The 17,653-nt window shown below is 71.0% G+C and carries 15 protein-coding genes and 2 tRNA genes; 12 read left to right on the top strand and 5 right to left on the bottom strand.

Annotation, left to right across the window (positions count from 1 at the left end):
* Window positions 1-40: 40 nt before the first annotated feature.
* Window positions 41-1,186: a TOMM precursor leader peptide-binding protein gene (locus ACIO3P_RS19135; protein WP_401851294.1), complete on the bottom strand. Its 1,146-nt coding sequence runs from the start codon at window positions 1,184-1,186 to the stop codon at window positions 41-43.
* Between the two features lie 180 nt (window positions 1,187-1,366).
* On the opposite strand from ACIO3P_RS19135, the gene ACIO3P_RS19140 reads away from it, so the two are divergent.
* The 4 genes from ACIO3P_RS19140 to ACIO3P_RS19155 all read left to right on the top strand — a co-directional run bounded on the left by ACIO3P_RS19140 (window position 1,367) and on the right by ACIO3P_RS19155 (window position 5,273).
* Complete coding sequence (locus tag ACIO3P_RS19140; protein ID WP_329829265.1) at window positions 1,367-2,011, top strand: M48 family metallopeptidase; 645 nt, start codon at window positions 1,367-1,369, stop codon at window positions 2,009-2,011.
* A gap of 186 nt (window positions 2,012-2,197) precedes the next feature.
* On the top strand, window positions 2,198-3,805 hold the full coding sequence (locus ACIO3P_RS19145; protein ID WP_401851292.1) for a TerD family protein: 1,608 nt from the start codon (window positions 2,198-2,200) through the stop codon (window positions 3,803-3,805).
* A gap of 13 nt (window positions 3,806-3,818) precedes the next feature.
* On the top strand, window positions 3,819-4,499 hold the full coding sequence (locus ACIO3P_RS19150; protein ID WP_329829267.1) for an AIM24 family protein: 681 nt from the start codon (window positions 3,819-3,821) through the stop codon (window positions 4,497-4,499).
* Between the two features lie 15 nt (window positions 4,500-4,514).
* Complete coding sequence (locus ACIO3P_RS19155; protein WP_401851289.1) at window positions 4,515-5,273, top strand: AIM24 family protein; 759 nt, start codon at window positions 4,515-4,517, stop codon at window positions 5,271-5,273.
* 58 nt (window positions 5,274-5,331) lie between these two features.
* Here the strand turns inward: ACIO3P_RS19155 and ACIO3P_RS19160 are convergent, their stop codons facing one another.
* Together ACIO3P_RS19160 and ACIO3P_RS19165 are read right to left on the bottom strand one after the other, a co-directional pair.
* A complete protein-coding gene (locus ACIO3P_RS19160) occupies window positions 5,332-5,871 on the bottom strand; it encodes an NUDIX hydrolase (RefSeq protein ID WP_329829270.1) in 540 nt (179 codons plus the stop codon).
* A complete protein-coding gene (locus ACIO3P_RS19165) occupies window positions 5,868-7,328 on the bottom strand; it encodes a zinc-dependent metalloprotease (RefSeq protein WP_329829271.1) in 1,461 nt (486 codons plus the stop codon). Before ACIO3P_RS19165 ends, ACIO3P_RS19160 begins: the two co-directional genes overlap by 4 nt.
* A 237-nt stretch (window positions 7,329-7,565) precedes the next feature.
* Between ACIO3P_RS19165 and ACIO3P_RS19170 the strand changes: the two genes are divergently transcribed.
* The 4 genes from ACIO3P_RS19170 to ACIO3P_RS19185 all read left to right on the top strand — a co-directional run bounded on the left by ACIO3P_RS19170 (window position 7,566) and on the right by ACIO3P_RS19185 (window position 10,767).
* Entirely contained in the window at window positions 7,566-8,678 is a 1,113-nt protein-coding gene (locus tag ACIO3P_RS19170) for an SDR family oxidoreductase (protein WP_329829272.1), read from the top strand.
* A gap of 100 nt (window positions 8,679-8,778) precedes the next feature.
* Window positions 8,779-9,237: a molybdenum cofactor biosynthesis protein MoaE gene (locus tag ACIO3P_RS19175; protein WP_399292585.1), complete on the top strand. Its 459-nt coding sequence runs from the start codon at window positions 8,779-8,781 to the stop codon at window positions 9,235-9,237.
* Window positions 9,238-9,403: 166 nt separating this feature from the next.
* Window positions 9,404-9,574 carry a hypothetical protein gene (locus tag ACIO3P_RS19180; RefSeq protein ID WP_329829274.1) on the top strand — a complete coding sequence of 57 codons (171 nt, stop codon included), beginning with the start codon at window positions 9,404-9,406 and terminating at the stop codon, window positions 9,572-9,574.
* 104 nt (window positions 9,575-9,678) lie between these two features.
* Window positions 9,679-10,767: a PDZ domain-containing protein gene (locus ACIO3P_RS19185; RefSeq protein ID WP_329829275.1), complete on the top strand. Its 1,089-nt coding sequence runs from the start codon at window positions 9,679-9,681 to the stop codon at window positions 10,765-10,767.
* Between the two features lie 78 nt (window positions 10,768-10,845).
* Here ACIO3P_RS19185 and ACIO3P_RS19190 read toward each other — a convergent pair whose 3' ends face one another.
* A complete protein-coding gene (locus ACIO3P_RS19190; protein ID WP_329829276.1) occupies window positions 10,846-11,406 on the bottom strand; it encodes a PPA1309 family protein in 561 nt (186 codons plus the stop codon).
* A 125-nt stretch (window positions 11,407-11,531) separates the two neighbouring features.
* On the opposite strand from ACIO3P_RS19190, the gene ACIO3P_RS19195 reads away from it, so the two are divergent.
* The 4 genes from ACIO3P_RS19195 to ACIO3P_RS19210 all read left to right on the top strand — a co-directional run bounded on the left by ACIO3P_RS19195 (window position 11,532) and on the right by ACIO3P_RS19210 (window position 16,978).
* Window positions 11,532-14,489: a UPF0182 family protein gene (locus ACIO3P_RS19195; protein ID WP_329829686.1), complete on the top strand. Its 2,958-nt coding sequence runs from the start codon at window positions 11,532-11,534 to the stop codon at window positions 14,487-14,489.
* A gap of 43 nt (window positions 14,490-14,532) precedes the next feature.
* Window positions 14,533-14,606 (top strand) — tRNA-Met (locus tag ACIO3P_RS19200).
* Window positions 14,607-14,799: 193 nt separating this feature from the next.
* Window positions 14,800-16,770: a tetratricopeptide repeat protein gene (locus ACIO3P_RS19205; protein WP_329829277.1), complete on the top strand. Its 1,971-nt coding sequence runs from the start codon at window positions 14,800-14,802 to the stop codon at window positions 16,768-16,770.
* Window positions 16,771-16,904: 134 nt separating this feature from the next.
* A tRNA-Met gene (locus tag ACIO3P_RS19210) sits at window positions 16,905-16,978 on the top strand.
* A 125-nt stretch (window positions 16,979-17,103) separates the two neighbouring features.
* Here ACIO3P_RS19210 and ACIO3P_RS19215 read toward each other — a convergent pair.
* Complete coding sequence (locus ACIO3P_RS19215) at window positions 17,104-17,520, bottom strand: Fur family transcriptional regulator (protein WP_329829278.1); 417 nt, start codon at window positions 17,518-17,520, stop codon at window positions 17,104-17,106.
* Window positions 17,521-17,653: the final 133 nt, after the last annotated feature.

Below are 17,653 nucleotides of genomic sequence, written 5' to 3' on the forward strand. Positions count from 1 at the left end.
AGCCCCTCCTAATCCCAGACAGCCGTGCCGCGTACGGCGGTTACCCCGCCATTGTGTCGTGCGACGCCCCCGTTCCGGCGACGCGCTCCCCCCTTCGCCGTCCGGCCGCCCCGCACGGGCAGTCCGGATGGGGCGCGATCCGCTCCGGCTGCCAGTCCAGCAGCGGCAGTGCCGCCTCCCATCGTGCACCCGTACTCGCCGGAAGTTCCCCGTCGAGGAACGACAGAGCATGAGCCGCCGTCAGCCCCGCCACCGTGGTGGCCAGCGCCAGATCACAGGCCGGTACGGCGCCCGCCCCGCGTCCCGAGCGCCACTGGGCCAGCATCCTCGGCCACCCGGGATCGTGATCGGCCCGCAGCCGCGCGACGCACCCCGCGCACGCCGTGCCGCCGGGCAGCACCAGCGGCCCCACCAGCCCCGTGGCCTCGATCACCCCCGCGTAGAGATGAGGCGTACCGGTGGTCAGCCACGGCTCCGCCGTCACCGGATCGGGTGCGTACGCCGCGAGCCCGTCGCGCGGCGCGACGATCACCAGGGAGAGCGGCGGCTCGCCCTCCGCCGATTCCGGGGACCCTGACGCCCTCGGCAGACGGCCGGGCGCGGACCGCCGGACGAGCTGCCGGGCCGCCAGGTCCCTGCGCTCACCGACGGAGTGCTCCGGCAGTCCGCCGGGCGCCACGTCCCCCGCCGTCGCGCATCCGCCGTCCAGCACATCGACGCGGCCCACCCCCGAGGCCGCGAGCACCGCGGCGACGGCCGCCCCGACCCGGCCCGCGCCCCGGACCTGCACCCGCGCCGACCGCCGCGCGGCCAGCTTCCGCAGCCCCGCCCCGGGCTCCGGATGCAGGACGGAGAGCGACGCGAGGTCGGGCCGCAGCCGCTCGACCTCCCCCGTCCTGCCGCGCAGCGCGTCGGCCGCCGGGCCGCCCGCCCCCGGGTCGTCGAGCACCCCCGCCGCCGTGAGCCGCCGTACCAGCTCCTCGACCAGTCCGTCGGGCAGCCCCATCGCGCGGGCCTCCTCCCGCAGCAGCGGCAGCCCGCGCGTCCCGTCCAGCAGCCCCAGAAAACTGGCCGTGGCCGTGTCGACCGGTCCCATCACCACCGCGTGCGCGGGCGTCACCCCGAACTGCACCGTGTGCCGGTCCCGCCAGGCGCGCCGCAGCGCGGGCTTCATCATCGGACGCATGTCGGCCTCCCCGTTCCCGCTGATCCGTGATCCCAGAATGCAAGGCGGCGGCCGACCGCGCAGAAAGTTATCCACAGCCACGGGTATTAGTCGTTCGAATGGTGAGCGCACATGCGGGGAAGGAGGCGGAACCCTTCAGGAGGCAGGACTTCCGCCGCGCTGAGCGGGTAACGTCAGGGCGTGCCCGCCGACCCTTCCCTCAGCCGCCCGCTCCGCGGCTCGGGGACGAGCGCTGTCGAGGTCCGCAGAAGCGCCCGTCGCAGCAGAACGGTCTCGGCGTACCGCGAGGGCGACCGCACGATCGTGCTCATCCCCGCCCGGATGTCGGAGGCGGAGGAGCGCCGCTGGGTCTCGGTGATGCTCGACAAACTCGCCGCCCAGGAGAGCAAGCGGGTCCTCGGCGACAGCGCGCTGACCGAGCGCGCCGAACAGCTCTCCGCGCAGTACTTCGACGGCAGGGCGCGGCCCGCCTCCGTCCGGTGGGTCACCAACCAGAACACCCGCTGGGGCTCCTGCACCCCCGCCGAGGGCAGTATCCGGCTCTCGCACCGGCTGCAGGGCATGCCGGAGTACGTCGTCGACTACGTCCTCGTCCATGAGCTGGCCCATCTGCTGGTGCCGGGACACGGCCCGCGCTTCTGGCGGCTGCTGGAGGCGTACCCGCGCACGGAGCGGGCCCGCGGCTATCTCGAAGGCGTGGTCGCGGCGGAACGGCTTCCGCATCTGCCCCTCACGCGCGGGGGGAACGGCCCGGACGGCGCCGAGGCGGACGACGTGGACACGGACGGGACAGCGGACACGGCCGACGCCGAAGCCGGGGAATGAGCGCGGAGCAGGCCCGCGACAGCGCCTCCGCGAAGATCCGGTCGCCGCCGTCCTCAGCCACCGCCGTCAGGGGAAACTCCCTTCACCGGTCCTGTACCGAGTCTGTACCGACTTGGCCGATTGTCCGACCCAGCCGTTAGCCTGGCGCGACGCATTGGCATTCGGGATGGGGGACGGTCGTTACGTATGGCACGGGAATTCCAGCGGGGCCACAAGGCCAAGGTCAGTGATCTCACGGCGGGGACGGATCTGTACGTGGGCGTGCAGATCGCGGCTCCGGGGCTGAGCTTCGACATCAGTTGTTTCGGTCTCGACGCCGACGAAAAGCTCTCGGACGACCGGTACTTCATCTTCTTCAACCAGCCGAAGTCGCCGGAGGAATCCATCCAGTTGCTGGGGGCCCAGGCCGGCGACACGGAGTCCTTCCGGGTCACGCTGGACCGTGTCCCCGACGCCGTCCACAAGCTGTCGTTCACCGCCACGATCGACGGCGCGGGACAGATGTCGCAGGTCGGCCCCGGATACATCCGGATCGTCGCGGGTGGCGAGGAAGTCGTCCGGTACGCGTTCACGGGCGCGGAGTTCACCACCGAGCGGGCCGTCATGCTCGGTGACTTCTACCTCAAGGACGTCTGGCGCTTCGCCGCCGTCGGCCAGGGCTTCGACGGCGGACTCGACGCGCTGCTGAAGAACTTCGGCGGCGAGGTCGCCGAGGAGGAACCCGCCGCGCCGCAGCCCCCGGCGGGCGGCGGCCCGGTCCCGGGCTTCGCCCCGCCCGCCGCGCCCACCGCGCCCGCACCGTCCTTCGGCGCCCCCGCCGGACCACCGGCCCCGGCGCCAGCACCGGCCCCGGCACCGGCTCCGCAGTCCGTGCACGCCGCGCCGACCATCGTGGCGCCGATGCCCCCGCAGGGCGGCACCGTACCGCCGCCGCCCGCGCCGTCCCCGTACGGCCAGCAGCCGCCCCAGCAGCCGCAACAGCCCCAGTTCGGCCAGGTCCCGGGCCAGATGCCGGGCCAGGTCCCGGGCCAGATGCCGCCCGGGGCGCCGTCCCCGTACGGTGCCCCCGCGCCCTTCGGGCAGCAGCCGCCCGGCGCGCCCCAGGGCGTCCCGCAGGGTGTGCCCGCCGGCGGCTCCGGTCTCCAGGCGGCCCTTCAGCCGTACAAGGAAGCGCCCACAGGGCAGCGCTGGACCTCGCAGAACGGCCAGCTCGTACGGATCGACCTCGGCGAAGGCGGCAGCCCCGTCCTGGCCCGCCAGGGCAGCATGGTCATGTACCAGGGCAAGGTCGACTTCGGCTACAAGGGCGCCGGCTTCGTCGGCCGCGTCGTCGGCAACGCGACCGGCCAGGAGATGCAGCTCATGCGCTGCACAGGACGCGGTCAGGTCTTCCTCGCCGAGGAGGGCGCGCACCTCCACCCCGTGGAACTCCAGGGCGACGGCATCTGCGTCTCGGCGGAGAACGTCCTCGCCTTCGATGAGAGCCTCCAGTACGAGGTCCGCCGCATCGAGGGCCACGGCATACCCGGCGGCGCCCTGTTCACCATGCAGTTCCAGGGCACCGGCACCGTCGTCGTGAAGACCCACGGCACCCCCGTGGTGCTGCCCGTCACGCCCACGACCTTCGCCGACTGCAACGCCGTCGTCGCCTGGTCGGCGGCCGCACAGGTGATCATCTCCAGCCAGGTCAGGCTGCGCCGCAACGCGTACCCCGGCCACAGCGGGGAGACCGTGAACCTCCAGTTCCGGGGAGCGCCCGGCAATTTCATCGTCGTCCAGCCGTACGAGGTCTGAGGGAGCCCGGACAATGAACCAGCAGCTCGCGGGCTTCGCCCCGACCCCCGTCGCGGCCCGGATGGAGAACCACGGCCGCTCCATGCTCAAGGTCGCCATGGCCTCCGGCCACGACCTCTACGCGCGCACCGGCTCGATGGTCGCCTACGAGGGCTTCATCCAGTACGAGCCGAACCCGCCCGCCGTCCGCCAGATCGCCTCCCAGTGGGTCACCGGCGAGACCACCCCCGTGATGAAGTGCGCGGGTGACGGACTGCTCTATCTCGCCGACTACGGCGCCGATGTCGTCGTCATCAACCTCGACAACGACGCGCTCTCCGTCAACGGCTCCAACCTGCTCGCCTTCGACGCGCACCTCCAATGGGGCGTCGAACGCGTCAAGGGGCTGGCCAAGTTCGCCGGCCAGGGCCTGTGGAACGTACAGATCTCCGGGACGGGCTGGGTCGCCCTGACCTCGCGCGGCACCCCGGTCGTCGTCGACTGCGGACGCGGCGAGGACGAGACCTATGTGGACCCCGACGCGCTCGTCGCCTGGTCACCCGGCCTCAAGGTGAAGGGCAAGCGCAGTTTCAAGGCGTCCTCGCTGATCGGGCGGGGCAGCGGAGAGGCATACCAGATGGCCTTCTCCGGCCAGGGCATCGTCGTCGTCCAGCCCAGCGAGGACAGCACCGACCGCCTGCGGATCCGGGGCTGAGGGGAGCGAGGAACCATGCAGAGTCCGCTTTTCGCGCACACGGAACAGCAGTCCCAGGACCGCTACGCCGTCCAGAACCCGCAGCTCCTGCGGGTCGCGCTCACCGGCCAGGACGACGTGCTCGCCCGGAAGGGCGCGATGGTCGCCTACCAGGGGCTCATCGAGTTCGACGGTGAGTACCAGTCGCAGGGCCAGCGCCGGGCGCGCGCGACCACCGGCGAGGGCCTCGACCTGATGCGCTGCTCCGGGCAGGGCACGGTCTATCTGGCCAACCTCGCCCAGTACATCCATGTGGTGGATGTCGACCACGACGGGATGACGGTGGACAGCGCCTACGTCCTGGCGCTCGACTCCACGCTCCACAGCGAGGTCGTCGCGGTGGACAGCCAGTACGGAATCTCCGGCTCCGGCAAGTACCAGCTCAACATCTCCGGGCGGGGCAAGGTCGCGCTGATGACCTCGGGCCAGCCGCTGATGATGGAGGTCACGCCGGACAAGTACGTCAACGCCGACTCCGACGCGGTCGTCGCCTGGTCCTCCGCGCTGCGGGTGCAGATGCAGGCACAGACGCACTCCTCGGGGATACGGCGGCGGCGCGGCTCCACCGGCGAGGGCTGGGAGCTGAGCTTCCTGGGACAGGGCTTCGCCCTTGTCCAGCCGAGCGAGGTCATGCCGCCGCAGCAGGCGGAGATCGGCCAGGGGCTGGGCGCGCAGTACGGCGTCGGCCAGAGCGGCGCGCACGGGCAGAACCAGAACAACGCCTGGAGCAGGTGACCCGGTCCGCCCAGGTCACGGGGGCGGGTTCCAACGGAACCCGCCCCCCCGCGTCGTCTCAGGCGCCCAGGAGCACCCGCGTACGCTCCAGCAGCCGGACGACCGAGCCGTCGGCCACCTCCGCCACCTCGTCGTACGCGAACCAGCGCAGGTCCAGCGACTCCTCGCTGATGGCCTCGACCGCGCCGGGGGCCGCCAGCGCCGCGTACTGGACATCCAGATGCCAGTGACAGGGCGCCGGGATGGGGTGCCGGTCGAGCCGTACGGGGCCACCCGCCAGCAGGGTCAGGTCCGGGATCCCGGACTCCTCCCCGGCCTCCCGCAGCGCCGCGCGCTCCAGCGTCGGGTCACCCGGCTCGCAGTGGCCGCCCATCTGGAGCCACATGCCGAGCTTCTTGTGCAGGGTCAGCAGCACGCGCCCCCGCTCCGGGTCGACGACCAGCGCGCTCGCCGTCAGATGCCCGGCCCCGCACGCCTTCCACATCCCGTCCGGGTGGGCCGCGAGATGGTCCAGATAGAGCCCGCTCAGCTCCCGCTGGGCGGGCTCGTCCCCCTCGTACCCCTTCAGGACGAGGATCGCGTCGTCATGCAGGCTCACTTGTCGGTGTCGTCCTTCTTGTCGCCCTGGTCGCCCTGGTTGTCGGTGTCGTCCTTCTGCAGGTTCGGCTTGCCGTCGGCCGCCTCACCGAGCATCTTGTCCAGCTCGGAGAAGTCGAGCTGCTCGTGGTGGACAAAGCCGTCCGGGTCGTCCAGGTCCGAGGCCGTCGGCAGCATGTCCGGGTGCTCCCAGAGCCGGTCGCGGCCGTCGACACCCCGCGCGTCCGTGAGCGAGGCCCACAGCCGGGAGGCGTCCCGCAGCCTGCGGGGCCGGAGCTGGAGCCCGATGAGCGTCGCGAACGTCTGCTCGGCCGGACCGCCGGAGGCCCGGCGCCTGCGCAGCGTCTCGCGCAGCGCGTCCGCCGCCGTCAGCCGGTTCTTCGCGGCCTCGTGGACCACCGCGTCCACCCAGCCCTCGACCAGCGCCAGCGCCGTTTCGAGCCGGGCGAGCGCGGCCTTCTGCTCCGGGGTGTCCTCCGGCTGGAACATGCCCTGCTGGAGCGCTTCCTGGATCTCCTCGGGGTGGCCGGGGTCGAACTGGCCGACCACGTCCTCCAGCTTGGAGGTGTCCACCTTGATCCCGCGGGCGTAGCCCTCGACCGCGCCGAACATGTGCGACCGCAGCCACGGCACATGGGCGAAGAGCCGCTGGTGGGCGGCCTCGCGCAGCGCCAGATAGAGCCGGATCTCGTCCTTGGGGACACCGAGGTCCTTGCTGAACGCCTCGATGTTCAGGGGAAGCAGCGCGGCCCTGCCCGCCGGGCCCAGCGGCAGCCCGACGTCCGTCGAGCCGACCACCTCACCGGCCAGCACACCCACGGCCTGCCCGATCTGCTGGCCGAACATGGCGCCGCCCATGGAGCGCATCATGCCGATCAGCGGGCCCGCCACCGACTGCATCTCCTCGGGCAGCACCTCGCTCATGGCCGTGCCCACCCGCTCCGCCACGGGGTCGACGAGCTGCTGCCACGCGGGCAGCGTCGCCTCGACCCACTCGGCGCGGCTCCACGCCACGGAGGCGTTGGCACCGGAGGGCAGCGACGTCACGCCGTCCAGCCAGATGTCGGCCAGCCGCACCGCCTCGTCCACCTGCGCGCGCTCCGCGGGGCCGACGCTCTCGTCCTTCGTGCCGTCGGCGGTGCCCTGGGCGACCGTCTGGCGGGCGATCTGCTTGGCCATGTCCCAGTTCACGGGACCGCCCTCGTAGCTCAGCATCTGGCCGAGCTGCTGGAACGCGGCCCCCAGGTCGTTGGGGTTCAGCGAACCGAACATCGCGGCGAACGGATTGTCCGCGCCGCCCGCGCCGCCGCCACCGGGCAGCCCGAATCCTGCGAAGGGGTTGCCCTGAGCGCCTTGGCCACCGGCACCCTGACCACCTCCGGCAGGGTCCTTCTTCTTGCCGTCGCCGTCCTCCGGCTCCTCCGGCGGAAGGCCGAATCCGAATGGTGTGTCACTCACGGGGTTCCTCGGCTCGTAGGGCCGCCGACTTTCTGTCGGCGGCGACTGCCCGACTTCACCACCCAGCCTAAGCGGCACAGGGTTCGTACGGGCGGTGCCGCGGGTCGGAACGGGTTCGACACCCGGTGGCTTCCGGGCTCGATGCTCCGTCGGCGGATGGCCTGCGGCAGGATGGACGTCACCTGGTACGTACGCGCCATTCACGTACGTATTGAAGACAACCGCTGGAGACGCCCGGTGAGTTCCCCAGATCCGCAGGTTCGCGCAGCGCGAAACCGCTCAACCCCGACCCCGTCCCGCGGCCCCGTAGTCGCGGTCACCGGCGCCGCCTCCGGCGTCGGTGACCTGCTCACCCGGCGCCTGGCCGCGTCCGAGGAGATCAAGCAGGTCATCGCCATCGACGAGCGCCGAGGGGAGGTCTCCGAGGCCCAGTGGCACATCCTCGACGTCCGTGATCCGGCCATCGCGGAGAAGTTGCGCGGGGCCGACGTCGTCGTGCACCTCGCGCTCGACCTCGACCTGGAGACCGACGCCGCCGCCCGGACCGCGTACAACGTGCGCGGTACACAGACCGTGCTCACGGCCGCCGCGGCGGCCGGGGTGCACCGGGTCGTGCTCTGCACCTCGGCGATGGTCTACGGCGCCCTGCCCGACAACGACATCCCGCTCTCCGAGGACGCGGAACTGCGGGCGACCGCCGAGGCCACCGGCGTCGGCGACCTCCTGGAGATCGAACGGCTCGGCCGCCGCGCTCCCCGCGCGCACCCCGGCCTGAATGTGACGGTCGTACGGCCCGCCGTCCTCGTCGGCGGTACGGACACGGCCCTCACCCGCTACTTCGAGTCGCCACGGCTGCTCGTCGTCGCCGGATCCCGCCCCACCTGGCAGTTCTGCCATGTCGAGGACCTGGTGAGCGCGCTGGAGTACGCGGCGCTCGAAAAGGCCGAGGGGGAGTTCGCGGTCGGCTGCGACGGCTGGCTGGAACAGGAGGAGGTCGAGGAGCTGAGCGGCATCCGCCGCATGGAGCTGCCCTCGGCGGTCGCCCTGGGCGCCGCCGCCCGGCTGCACCGGATCGGCCTCACACCGTCCCCGGCCGGCGACCTCGCGTACACGATGCACCCCTGGGTGGTCAGCGTGAGCCGGCTGCACGACGCGGGCTGGCGCCCCCGGTGGACCAACGAGGAGGTCCTCACCGCCCTCCTCGAAGAGGTGGAGGGCCGCCACACGGTCGCCGGACGCCGTCTGGGCCGCAAGGACGCCACGGCGGCGGGTGCGGCGGGCGCGACGGTCGCGCTGCTCGGTACGGCCGCGCTGGTACGGCGGGCCCGCAAGGCGCGGCGCCGGATCTGAGCCACCCGCGCGGGCCTCGCCCCGCGCTCCTGCTCGCCCTGCTCCGGTCCGGGGGAACGCCCGTTCCATGGCGCCGGTGCCGTACGGCACGATGGGTCCCATGGCGAGTACGCGTTCCCACCCGGGCGAGCAGGCGGCGCAGGACCCCATCCGGCTGCTCGCGATCCGTGACACCCCGCTCAGCGTCGACGAGGTCTTCCGCGCGGTGGGGGAGGACGCGGCGGGCGGTACGGCGCTCTTCGTGGGCACGGTGCGCAACCACGACGGCGGCGCGGACGTCGACGCCCTCGGCTACTCCTCCCATCCGTCGGCGGAGGCCGAGCTGCGGCGGGTGGCGGAGAAGATCGTCGCCGGTCATCCGGTGCGCGCGCTGGCCGCCGTCCACCGTGTGGGGGATCTGGAGGTCGGAGATCTGGCGGTGATCGTCGCGGTCTCCTGTCCGCACCGGGCGGAGGCGTTCGAGGCGTGCAGAAAGCTGATCGACGACCTCAAGAACGAGGTGCCGATCTGGAAGCACCAGAAGTTCTCGGACGGAACAGAGGAATGGGTGGGCGCGTAGCGCCTCTTTGAGGGGTGGCGGTCGGGCGACGGGTGGGGGTTCCACCGGGGCCTCCACCCGTACGGCCCGATTTGCGTAACCGCCTTCCGGCCAGCAGCGTTGGTGCTGCAGATGGTTAATCTGCTGATCGGTCAGTTCACAGACACTCATGGGTCGGGAGGTCGGTATGGCCGCACTTGCCTGGTTGTTGATCCCGCTTTTCGCTGCCGTTGGCGCGGCGATATGGGGAAGCTGGGTCTCCAGGGACCGCACGATAGGGGACATGGCCGAGCTCAACGGCTATGCCCGGTTCCGTGACGCGATGGAGAAGGCGGAGACCGAGTCCGAGCCGGTCTGAGTCCGTGGGCCCCGTGGGCCCGTCGGTCCGGGCCACGGCCCCTGTGACCTCGTACGGACCGGCCCCGGGGGTGCACTGACAGAGCCTTCCCGTACTGTCGTTCCATGCCACGCCGCACCGCGACGATGCTCGCTTCCACCCTCGTCCTCATCGCGCTGCTCTGCGCGGGTGTGCTCATCAAGGTCCCGTATTCGGAGATGAGCCCGGGGCCGACGGTGAACACACTGGGCGACGCCGGCGGTGAGCCCGTACTCCAGATCTCCGGTCGTAAGACGTATCCGACGTCGGGTCATCTGAACATGACGACGGTCAGGGTCACGGGCGCGGACTACAACATGAACATCGTCGAGGCGGTCTACGGCTGGCTGGCCCACGACAGTGTCGTGGTGCCGCACGACACCCTGTATCCGGACGGCAAGACGGAAGAGCAGTCCACGCAGGAGAACGCGGAGGAGTTCAGCCAGTCCCAGGAGAGCGCCAAGGTCTCCGCCCTGGCCGAGCTGGGCATCCCGTACTCCTCCCGCACGATCGTCTCCTCGGTGATCAAGGACAGCCCCTCCGAGGGCACCCTGCACGCCGGCGATGTGATCAAGGCCGTGGACGGCACGGAGATCAAGGCGCCCGAGGACGTGGCGAAGCTCGTCACGAAGCACAAGCCGGGCGAGGACGTCGTCTTCACCATCGTGCCCGCCAAGGAGGCGAAGGCGGCGGAGAAGTCCGGCAAGGAGCCGACGGCCACCGAGAAGGTCACGATCACCACGCGGAAGTCCGACGAAGGTGACCGCGCGATCGTCGGCATCCAGGCGGGGACCGATCACACGTTCCCGTTCACCATGGACATCAAGCTGGCCGACGTGGGCGGTCCGAGCGCCGGGCTGATGTTCTCGCTCGGCATCGTCGACAAACTCACACCCGGCTCGCTGACGGGCGGCAAGTTCGTCGCGGGTACGGGGACCATCGACGACAAGGGCGAGGTCGGCCCGATCGGTGGTATCGAGATGAAGCTCGTCGGCGCGCGGAACGCGGGCGCGCGGTACTTCCTCACGCCCGACCAGAACTGCGCCACCGCGGCCTCGGACATCCCGAGCGGCCTCACCCTGGTCCGGGTGAAGACGATCAAGGACGCGACGCGGTCGTTGGAGAAGATCCGTACCGGGGACACGGCCGGCCTGCCGAGCTGTTCGGCAAGCTGACCGGCCGCATCCACGGAGGACGTGCTCAGGCGGCGCGGTACGGCGCCTGGGCGCGCCTGTAGGGCTCGCGGGAGCCTGTTACGACTCGAAGGTGGCCGACAGCGCCTCCGCCAGCCCCGGGACCAGCCCGGAGCCCGTGAGGACCTCGTTCGGGGAGTCCTTCTCGCGCAGCCGCAGCGCGGACTCCCGGGCGCCGTCCCGCAGCACGGCCACGGTCATCCGTACCTCCTGGCGCTCCGGGTGGGAGGCGACCCACGCGGCGAGCGCCGTTTCATCCAGATTGTCCGGTACGGACGCCTCCGCGGACGGCGGCAGCATCAGCCGCTCCACGGTCATCGCGCAGCCCGCCACCGCCCCGGGCCACGCGATGGTGCCCAGGAACTCGTCCAGCGGGGTGCCCGCCGGGATCTCGTCCTGTTCCACGGGGGTGAGGGGGGCGACGGAGCCGCCGTCCTCGTCGAGACCCAACTGGGCCGCGAGTTCGGGTTCGTCGGTGCGCAGCCGCGTCGTGTCGACGAGCGCGAAGAGCCGGGCGGGCTGGTCCCAGCCGAGCGTCGAGGCGTATTCGTCGATTTCGAGAACCGCTCGGGTCAGCGGGCTCGCGGCCATGGGGGTGCCTGAGGGAGAAACAGTGGACATGGTCAATATCCTGCCTCCTTCGGACCCGGGTGCGGGAACTAGGTAAAGCCTCAGTAAGTTGAACAAGCTGAACCACACGCATTCACACGACCGCGAACTTCGAGGTGCGCACGTTGGCTTTCCAGATGCCGGACCGCGGCGGAGGCCCGACCGGGCCACGGATCAGAGTGGGCCGGCCTTCCCGTCGGGCTCGGACCCTGCTCATGACTTTGGGCGTGCTGGCCGTTCTGGCCATGCTCTTCGTCATGTTCGCGGGGTTCTGGACCGACTGGCTCTGGTACCGCTCGGTGAAGTACTCATCGGTTTTCACCACCACTCTCTGGACCAAGATCGGTCTGTTCGCGGTCTTCGGACTGCTGATGGCCTTGGCGGTCGGGCTGAACATCTGGCTGGCGCACCGGCTGCGGCCGCCGCTCAGCGCGATGTCCATGGAGCAGCAGAACCTCGACCGGTACCGGATGGGGATCGCCCCGTTCAAGAAGTGGGTGCTCCTCGGGATCACCGCGCTGGTCGGGCTGATCGCCGGGGCCTCCGCCGCCGGCCAGTGGCGTACGTGGCTGATGTGGGTCAACGGGGTGCCGTTCGGCCAGAAGGACCCGCAGTTCAAGCTGGACGTGGCGTTCTACGCGTTCGACCTGCCCTGGTACCGCTTCATGCTGGCGTTCGGCTTCGCGGCGGCCGTGCTGTCGCTGATCGCCGCCGCGCTGACCCACTACCTGTACGGCGGGCTGCGGATCACCAGCCCCGGCGCGCGGGCCACCGCGGCGGCCACCGGTCATCTCTCGGTGCTGCTCGGTGTCTTCGTCTCGCTCAAGGCGGTCGCGTACTGGCTCGACCGGTACGGCCTGGCCGTGAAGTCCAGCGACTTCAAGGCGACGGGAAACTGGACCGGTCTGCGGTTCACGGACGCGAACGCGTTCCTGCCCGCCAAGACGATCCTCTTCTGCATCGCGGTCATCTGCGCCCTGCTGTTCTTCGCGACGCTCTGGCGCCGTACGTGGCAGCTTCCGGTGATCGGCTTCGGCCTGATGGTGCTCTCGGCGATCCTGATCGGCGGCCTCTACCCGGGGATCGTCCAGAAGTTCCAGGTCGAGCCGAACGAGCAGGCCAAGGAAGCCCCGTACATCAAGAAGAACATCGACGCCACGCGTCAGGCGTACGGCATCGACACCGCCGATGTGCAGGACTACGGCGGCAAGGGCGACCCGGACAAGAAGGCCGAGCAGCGCAAGGCGGCCGACTCGGCGGCCAGCTACCGGCTGGTCGACCCGAATGTCGTCTCGCCCGCGTTCCAGCAGCTTCAGCAGGAACGTAAGTACTACCAGTTCCCCTCCACGCTGGACGTCGACCGGTACCCCGGCCCCGACGGCAAGCCGCAGGACACGGTCGTCGGTCTGCGCGAGCTGAACATCACCGGTATCCCGAAGCGCAACTGGATCAACGATCACTTCACGTACACCCATGGGTACGGGCTGATCGCGTCCAAGGGCACGAACACGGTGACGGACGAGAACGAGGGCACCATCGGCGCCCCCGACTTCACCGAGTCCGGCCTGCCGACCACCGGTGACATCCCCAAGTACGAGCAGCGCATCTACTACGGGGAGAAGACCGAGCAGTACTCGATCGTGGGCGGCCCGCAGAAGGAGCTGGACTACGAGAAGAACGGCGAGCAGACCACGAGCTACAAGGGGAAGAGCGGCGTCGACCTCTCCAACCCGCTGAACCGCGCGGCGTACGCCGTGGCCTTCAGCGAGCCCCAGATGCTCTACTCCGGCGCCATCGGCGACGGCTCGCGGATTCTGTACAACCGCACGCCCAAGGAGCGCGTCGAGGCCGTCGCCCCCTGGCTGACCATCGACGGCGACGCGTATCCCGCCGTGGTCGACGGCCGGATCCAGTGGATCGTCGACGCGTACACGACGACGAACGGCTACCCGTACGCGTCCCGTACGACGCTCGGCGACACGACGGCCGACTCGCTGACCGACAGCCAGCGCGCGGTCGTCGCCCAGCAGAACCAGGTCAACTACATCCGGAACTCGGTGAAGGCCACCGTCGACGCGTACGACGGCTCGGTCAGCCTGTACCAGTGGGACACCAAGGACCCGGTGCTCAAGACCTGGATGAAGGCGTTCCCCGGCACGGTGAAGCCGAAGGCCGACATCGACAAGACACTGCTGGACCACCTGCGCTACCCGCAGGACATGTTCAAGGTGCAGCGAGAGCTCCTCACCCGCTACCACGTCACGGACCCCGCGCAGTTCTACAGCGGCAGTGACGCGTGGCAGGTGCCGGACGACCCGACCACCAAGGACAGCAACTCGGTCCCGCCGTACTACCTGAGCCTGAAGATGCCGGGCCAGGACGATCAGAAGTTCTCGCTGACGACGACCTTCACGCCCAACGGGCGCCCCAACCTGGGGGCGTTCATGGCGGTGGACGCCGACGCCACCAGCACGGACTACGGCAAGATCAGAGTCCTGAGGGTGACGTCCACGGTCCAGGGCCCGCAACAGGTGCAGAGCGAGCTGAACGGTGTGCCCGAAGTCGCCGAGTTCGTCAGGAACCTGAGAGGCACCGACTCGGACATCGAGTACGGCAACCTCCTGACGGTGCCGCTCGACGGAGGCTTCCTCTACATCGAGCCGGTGTACGCGCGCGGTGGCAGCGCCAACTACCCGCTGCTGAAGAAGGTGGCCGTCTCCTACGGAGGCAAGCCGGTCTTCAAGGACACCCTTCCGGAAGCGCTGAACGCGGTGTTCGGTGCGGAAGGTACGGAGCAGCCGGGCACCACGGAGCCGCCGGGCGACACCACCACGCCGCCGGCCACCGGCGACAAGGCCCTCCAGCAGGCCATCGCGGACGCCCAGAAGGCGTACGAGGCGGGCGAGGAGGCGCTGAAGAAGCCGGACTGGGACGCGTACGCCCAGGCCCAGAAGGACCTGCAGAGCGCGCTCGAAAGGGCCGCCAAGGCGAAGCCCAGCTCGGGCGACGGGGCCGGTGACGGGGCCAGCGGCGACTCCAGCGCGGACTCCAGCGCCGACTCCGGCAGTGCGGACGGCGGTGGCGATACGAGCTGACCTGGCTTCACCTCCGCCCCGTGGTACGGTTGGGACACAACGACGCGGGGTGGAGCAGCTCGGTAGCTCGCTGGGCTCATAACCCAGAGGTCGCAGGTTCAAATCCTGTCCCCGCTACGGCGAAGTCAAGGGCCCGGATCCTTCTAGGATCCGGGCCCTTGCCATGTGTCCGTCCCAACTGGGTAGTAGGTGGGCCCAGTTGGTCCCCGGTGGGTTTGATGTGTCTCTCTGTGGGCATGTCGACAAAACGCTGTAGTGACCTTGTGGGGCGCGGTATACCGGCTGTACGCGGCCGGCGGGTGGTGCGACGATGGAAAATATGGGGGATAGGGCAACTCTGTTGGAGACAGGGCGGTATGTGCAGCCACACGTGAACGACGCGGCCGGTGGGACCGGAGCCGCCGACGGGCCCGACACCGAGGCCGAGGCGAGACACCGCCGCGCCGCCGACGCCGGGGACACCGCGTCGATGAGCGTGCTCGGCGCCCTGCTGCTGCGCCGTGGTGATCTCGACGGCGCCGAGCCGTACCTGCGCGCCGCGACCGCCGAGGGCGAACGCGCCGCCGCGAACAACCTGGGCGTACTCCTGCACCAGCGCGGCTACGTCGACGAGGCCGCCGGCTGGTGGCGGATCGCCGCCGTCGCCGGCTCCGCCCCGGCCGCCCACGCGCTCGGCCGCCACTACCGCGAACTCGGCGACGAACCCGCCGCCGAGTACTGGCTGCGCCAGTCCGCCGAACAGGGACACGCGCTGGGCGCCTACGCCCTCGCCGACCTTCTGGAGCACCGCAGCGACGTCGGGGCCGAGCGCTGGCTGCGCGCCGCCGCCGAGCAGGGCCACCGCGAGGCGGCCTACCGGCTCGCCCGCGCACTGGAGCGAAGAGCCCGCGAGAGCGCCCGCTCCGGCGCCGACGTGGTCTACCGCGCCGGTACGGCCGGACCGGCCCCGCGAGGCCGCCGTACGGGCCAGGAGCCGCTGCTCTCCATGGACCCCGTCACCAGCACCGACCCCCGGCTGCCCGCGTACACCGGGACACCGGGCCCCGCGACCCTGTCCGGGCCAGCGGCCTCCCTCGTCAGCGAGGCCGCCCAGTGGTACCAGCAGGCCGCCGCACGCGGCCACCGCCGCGCCGCCCTGCACCTCGGCGCGATCCTGGAGCGGCGCGGCGAGCTCAAGGAGGCCGGCCGCTGGTACCTCAGCGCCGCCAAGGACGGCGAGGCGCGGGCCGCCTGCGCCCTCGGCTTCCTGCTGCGCGACGCCGGGGACGAGGAGAGTGCCGCCGTCTGGTGGCTGCGCGCCGCCCAGGAGGGCGACGGGAACGCCGCCAACGCGCTGGGCGCGCTGCACGCGGCCCGGGGCGAGCCGCAGACCGCCGAGCGCTGGTACCGCGCCGCCATGGACGCGGGCGACGTCAACGGCGCGTACAACCTCGGGCTGCTCTGCGCCGCCCAGGACCGTACCGTCCAGGCCGAGCAGTGGTACCGCCGCGCCGCCTACGCGGGCCACCGCGAGGCCGCCAACGCGCTCGCGGTCCTGCTCCTCCAGGCCGACGACCCGACGGGCGCCGAACCCTGGTTCTCCAAGGCCGCCGAGGCGGGCAGCGTGGACGCCGCGTTCAACCTCGGCATCCTGTACGCGGGCCGCGACGACGACGGCGCCGCCCTGCGCTGGTACGAGCGCGCCGCGGCGGCCGGACACACCGAAGCCGCCCTCCAGGTCGGCATCGCCCGGCTGCGCGACGGCGACGACCGCACGGCCGAGCGCCACCTGCGCTGCGCGGCCGGCGGCGGCAGCGCGGAGGCCGCCTTCCGGCTGGCCACCGTCCTCGACTCGCGCGAGCCCCCGTCGGGGCCGCCCGCGCTCGGCGAGCCGCACGGCGTGAAGAGCGAGTGCGAGCAGTGGTACGAGCGCGCCGCCGAGCAGGGCCACCGCCGCGCCCAGGTGCGCGTCGGCATGCTCGCCGCGGCCCGGGGCGACATCAACGACGCCGCCCGCTGGTACCGGGAGGCCGCGGAGGCGGGCAGCCGCAACGGCGCCTTCAACCTCGGGCTGCTCCTGGCCCGCGAGGGCGGCGAGCGGGAGGCCGCGCTGTGGTGGACCAGGGCCGCCCAGGCCGGGCACGGCAGGGCCGCGCTGCGGCTCGCGCTGCTGGCCGCGCGCCGGGGTGAGCTGACCGAGGGGCAGCGCTGGTGCGCGCGCGCCGTCGAACTGGGCCCGGCGGAGGTGGCGGAGCGCGCGGCGCGGCTGCGCGAGGCGCTGCACCAGGAGCTGACCGCGTGACCCGGGTCACCGGGGCAGCACCCCGCGGCCCCCACCCCGCGGCCCCCACCGTGTGACCTGCGCCGATGGCGTCGGGCCCGCGCGATAAGGGATTTGCACTGCCCGGCACCGTGACGTAATGTTTCATTCAACGGCGCGGGGTGGAGCAGCTCGGTAGCTCGCTGGGCTCATAACCCAGAGGTCGCAGGTTCAAATCCTGTCCCCGCTACTGAAGTCCTGAGGCCCGGATCTCGTTACGAGATCCGGGCCTCAGGCGTGTGTACGGCGATACGCGTGTGTGCGGCGATACGCGAGCCGGGACAGACGAAAGGCCCCGTCTCCGGGGCCTTTTCGTTACGCGGACGCGCAGTTGGGGCAGGTGCCCCGGTACGTCATCTCGACGCCCGAGACCGTGAAGCCGAAGCGCTCACCGGCCGGCAGGTCGGCCAGCGGGTCGCCCGACGGGTGTACGTCCCTGATGGCACCGCACCGCGCGCACACCAGGTGGTGGTGCGGCCGGTGCGCGTTCGGGTCGTACCGCTTGGCACGGCGGTCCGTCGAGACCTCGATGACCTCGCCCAGCGTCACCATCTCGCCCAGCGTGTTGTAGACGGTCGCGCGGGAGATCTCCGGGAGTCTCGCCACGGCCCGTTCGTGCACCTCGTCGGCGGTCAGGTGGACATGGTCCCCATCGAGGACCTCGGCCACGACGCGTCGCTGCGCCGTCATGCGCCAGCCACGTTCGCGAAGTCGTTCCAACAGGTCACTCATGAAATCCAGCCTAACAGTGAAGGGCCCCAGGTCCCGAACGAGTGTGACTTTGGATGCTCGCTTGACTTGGACAAAGTCCATTATAGGATCGAGAGCAGAATCCGAGAGGGACAGAACTTGCACCGATTGACGC

Source organism: Streptomyces sp. NPDC087310 (assembly GCF_044744405.1).
Taxonomy (GTDB): Bacteria; Actinomycetota; Actinomycetes; order Streptomycetales; family Streptomycetaceae; genus Streptomyces.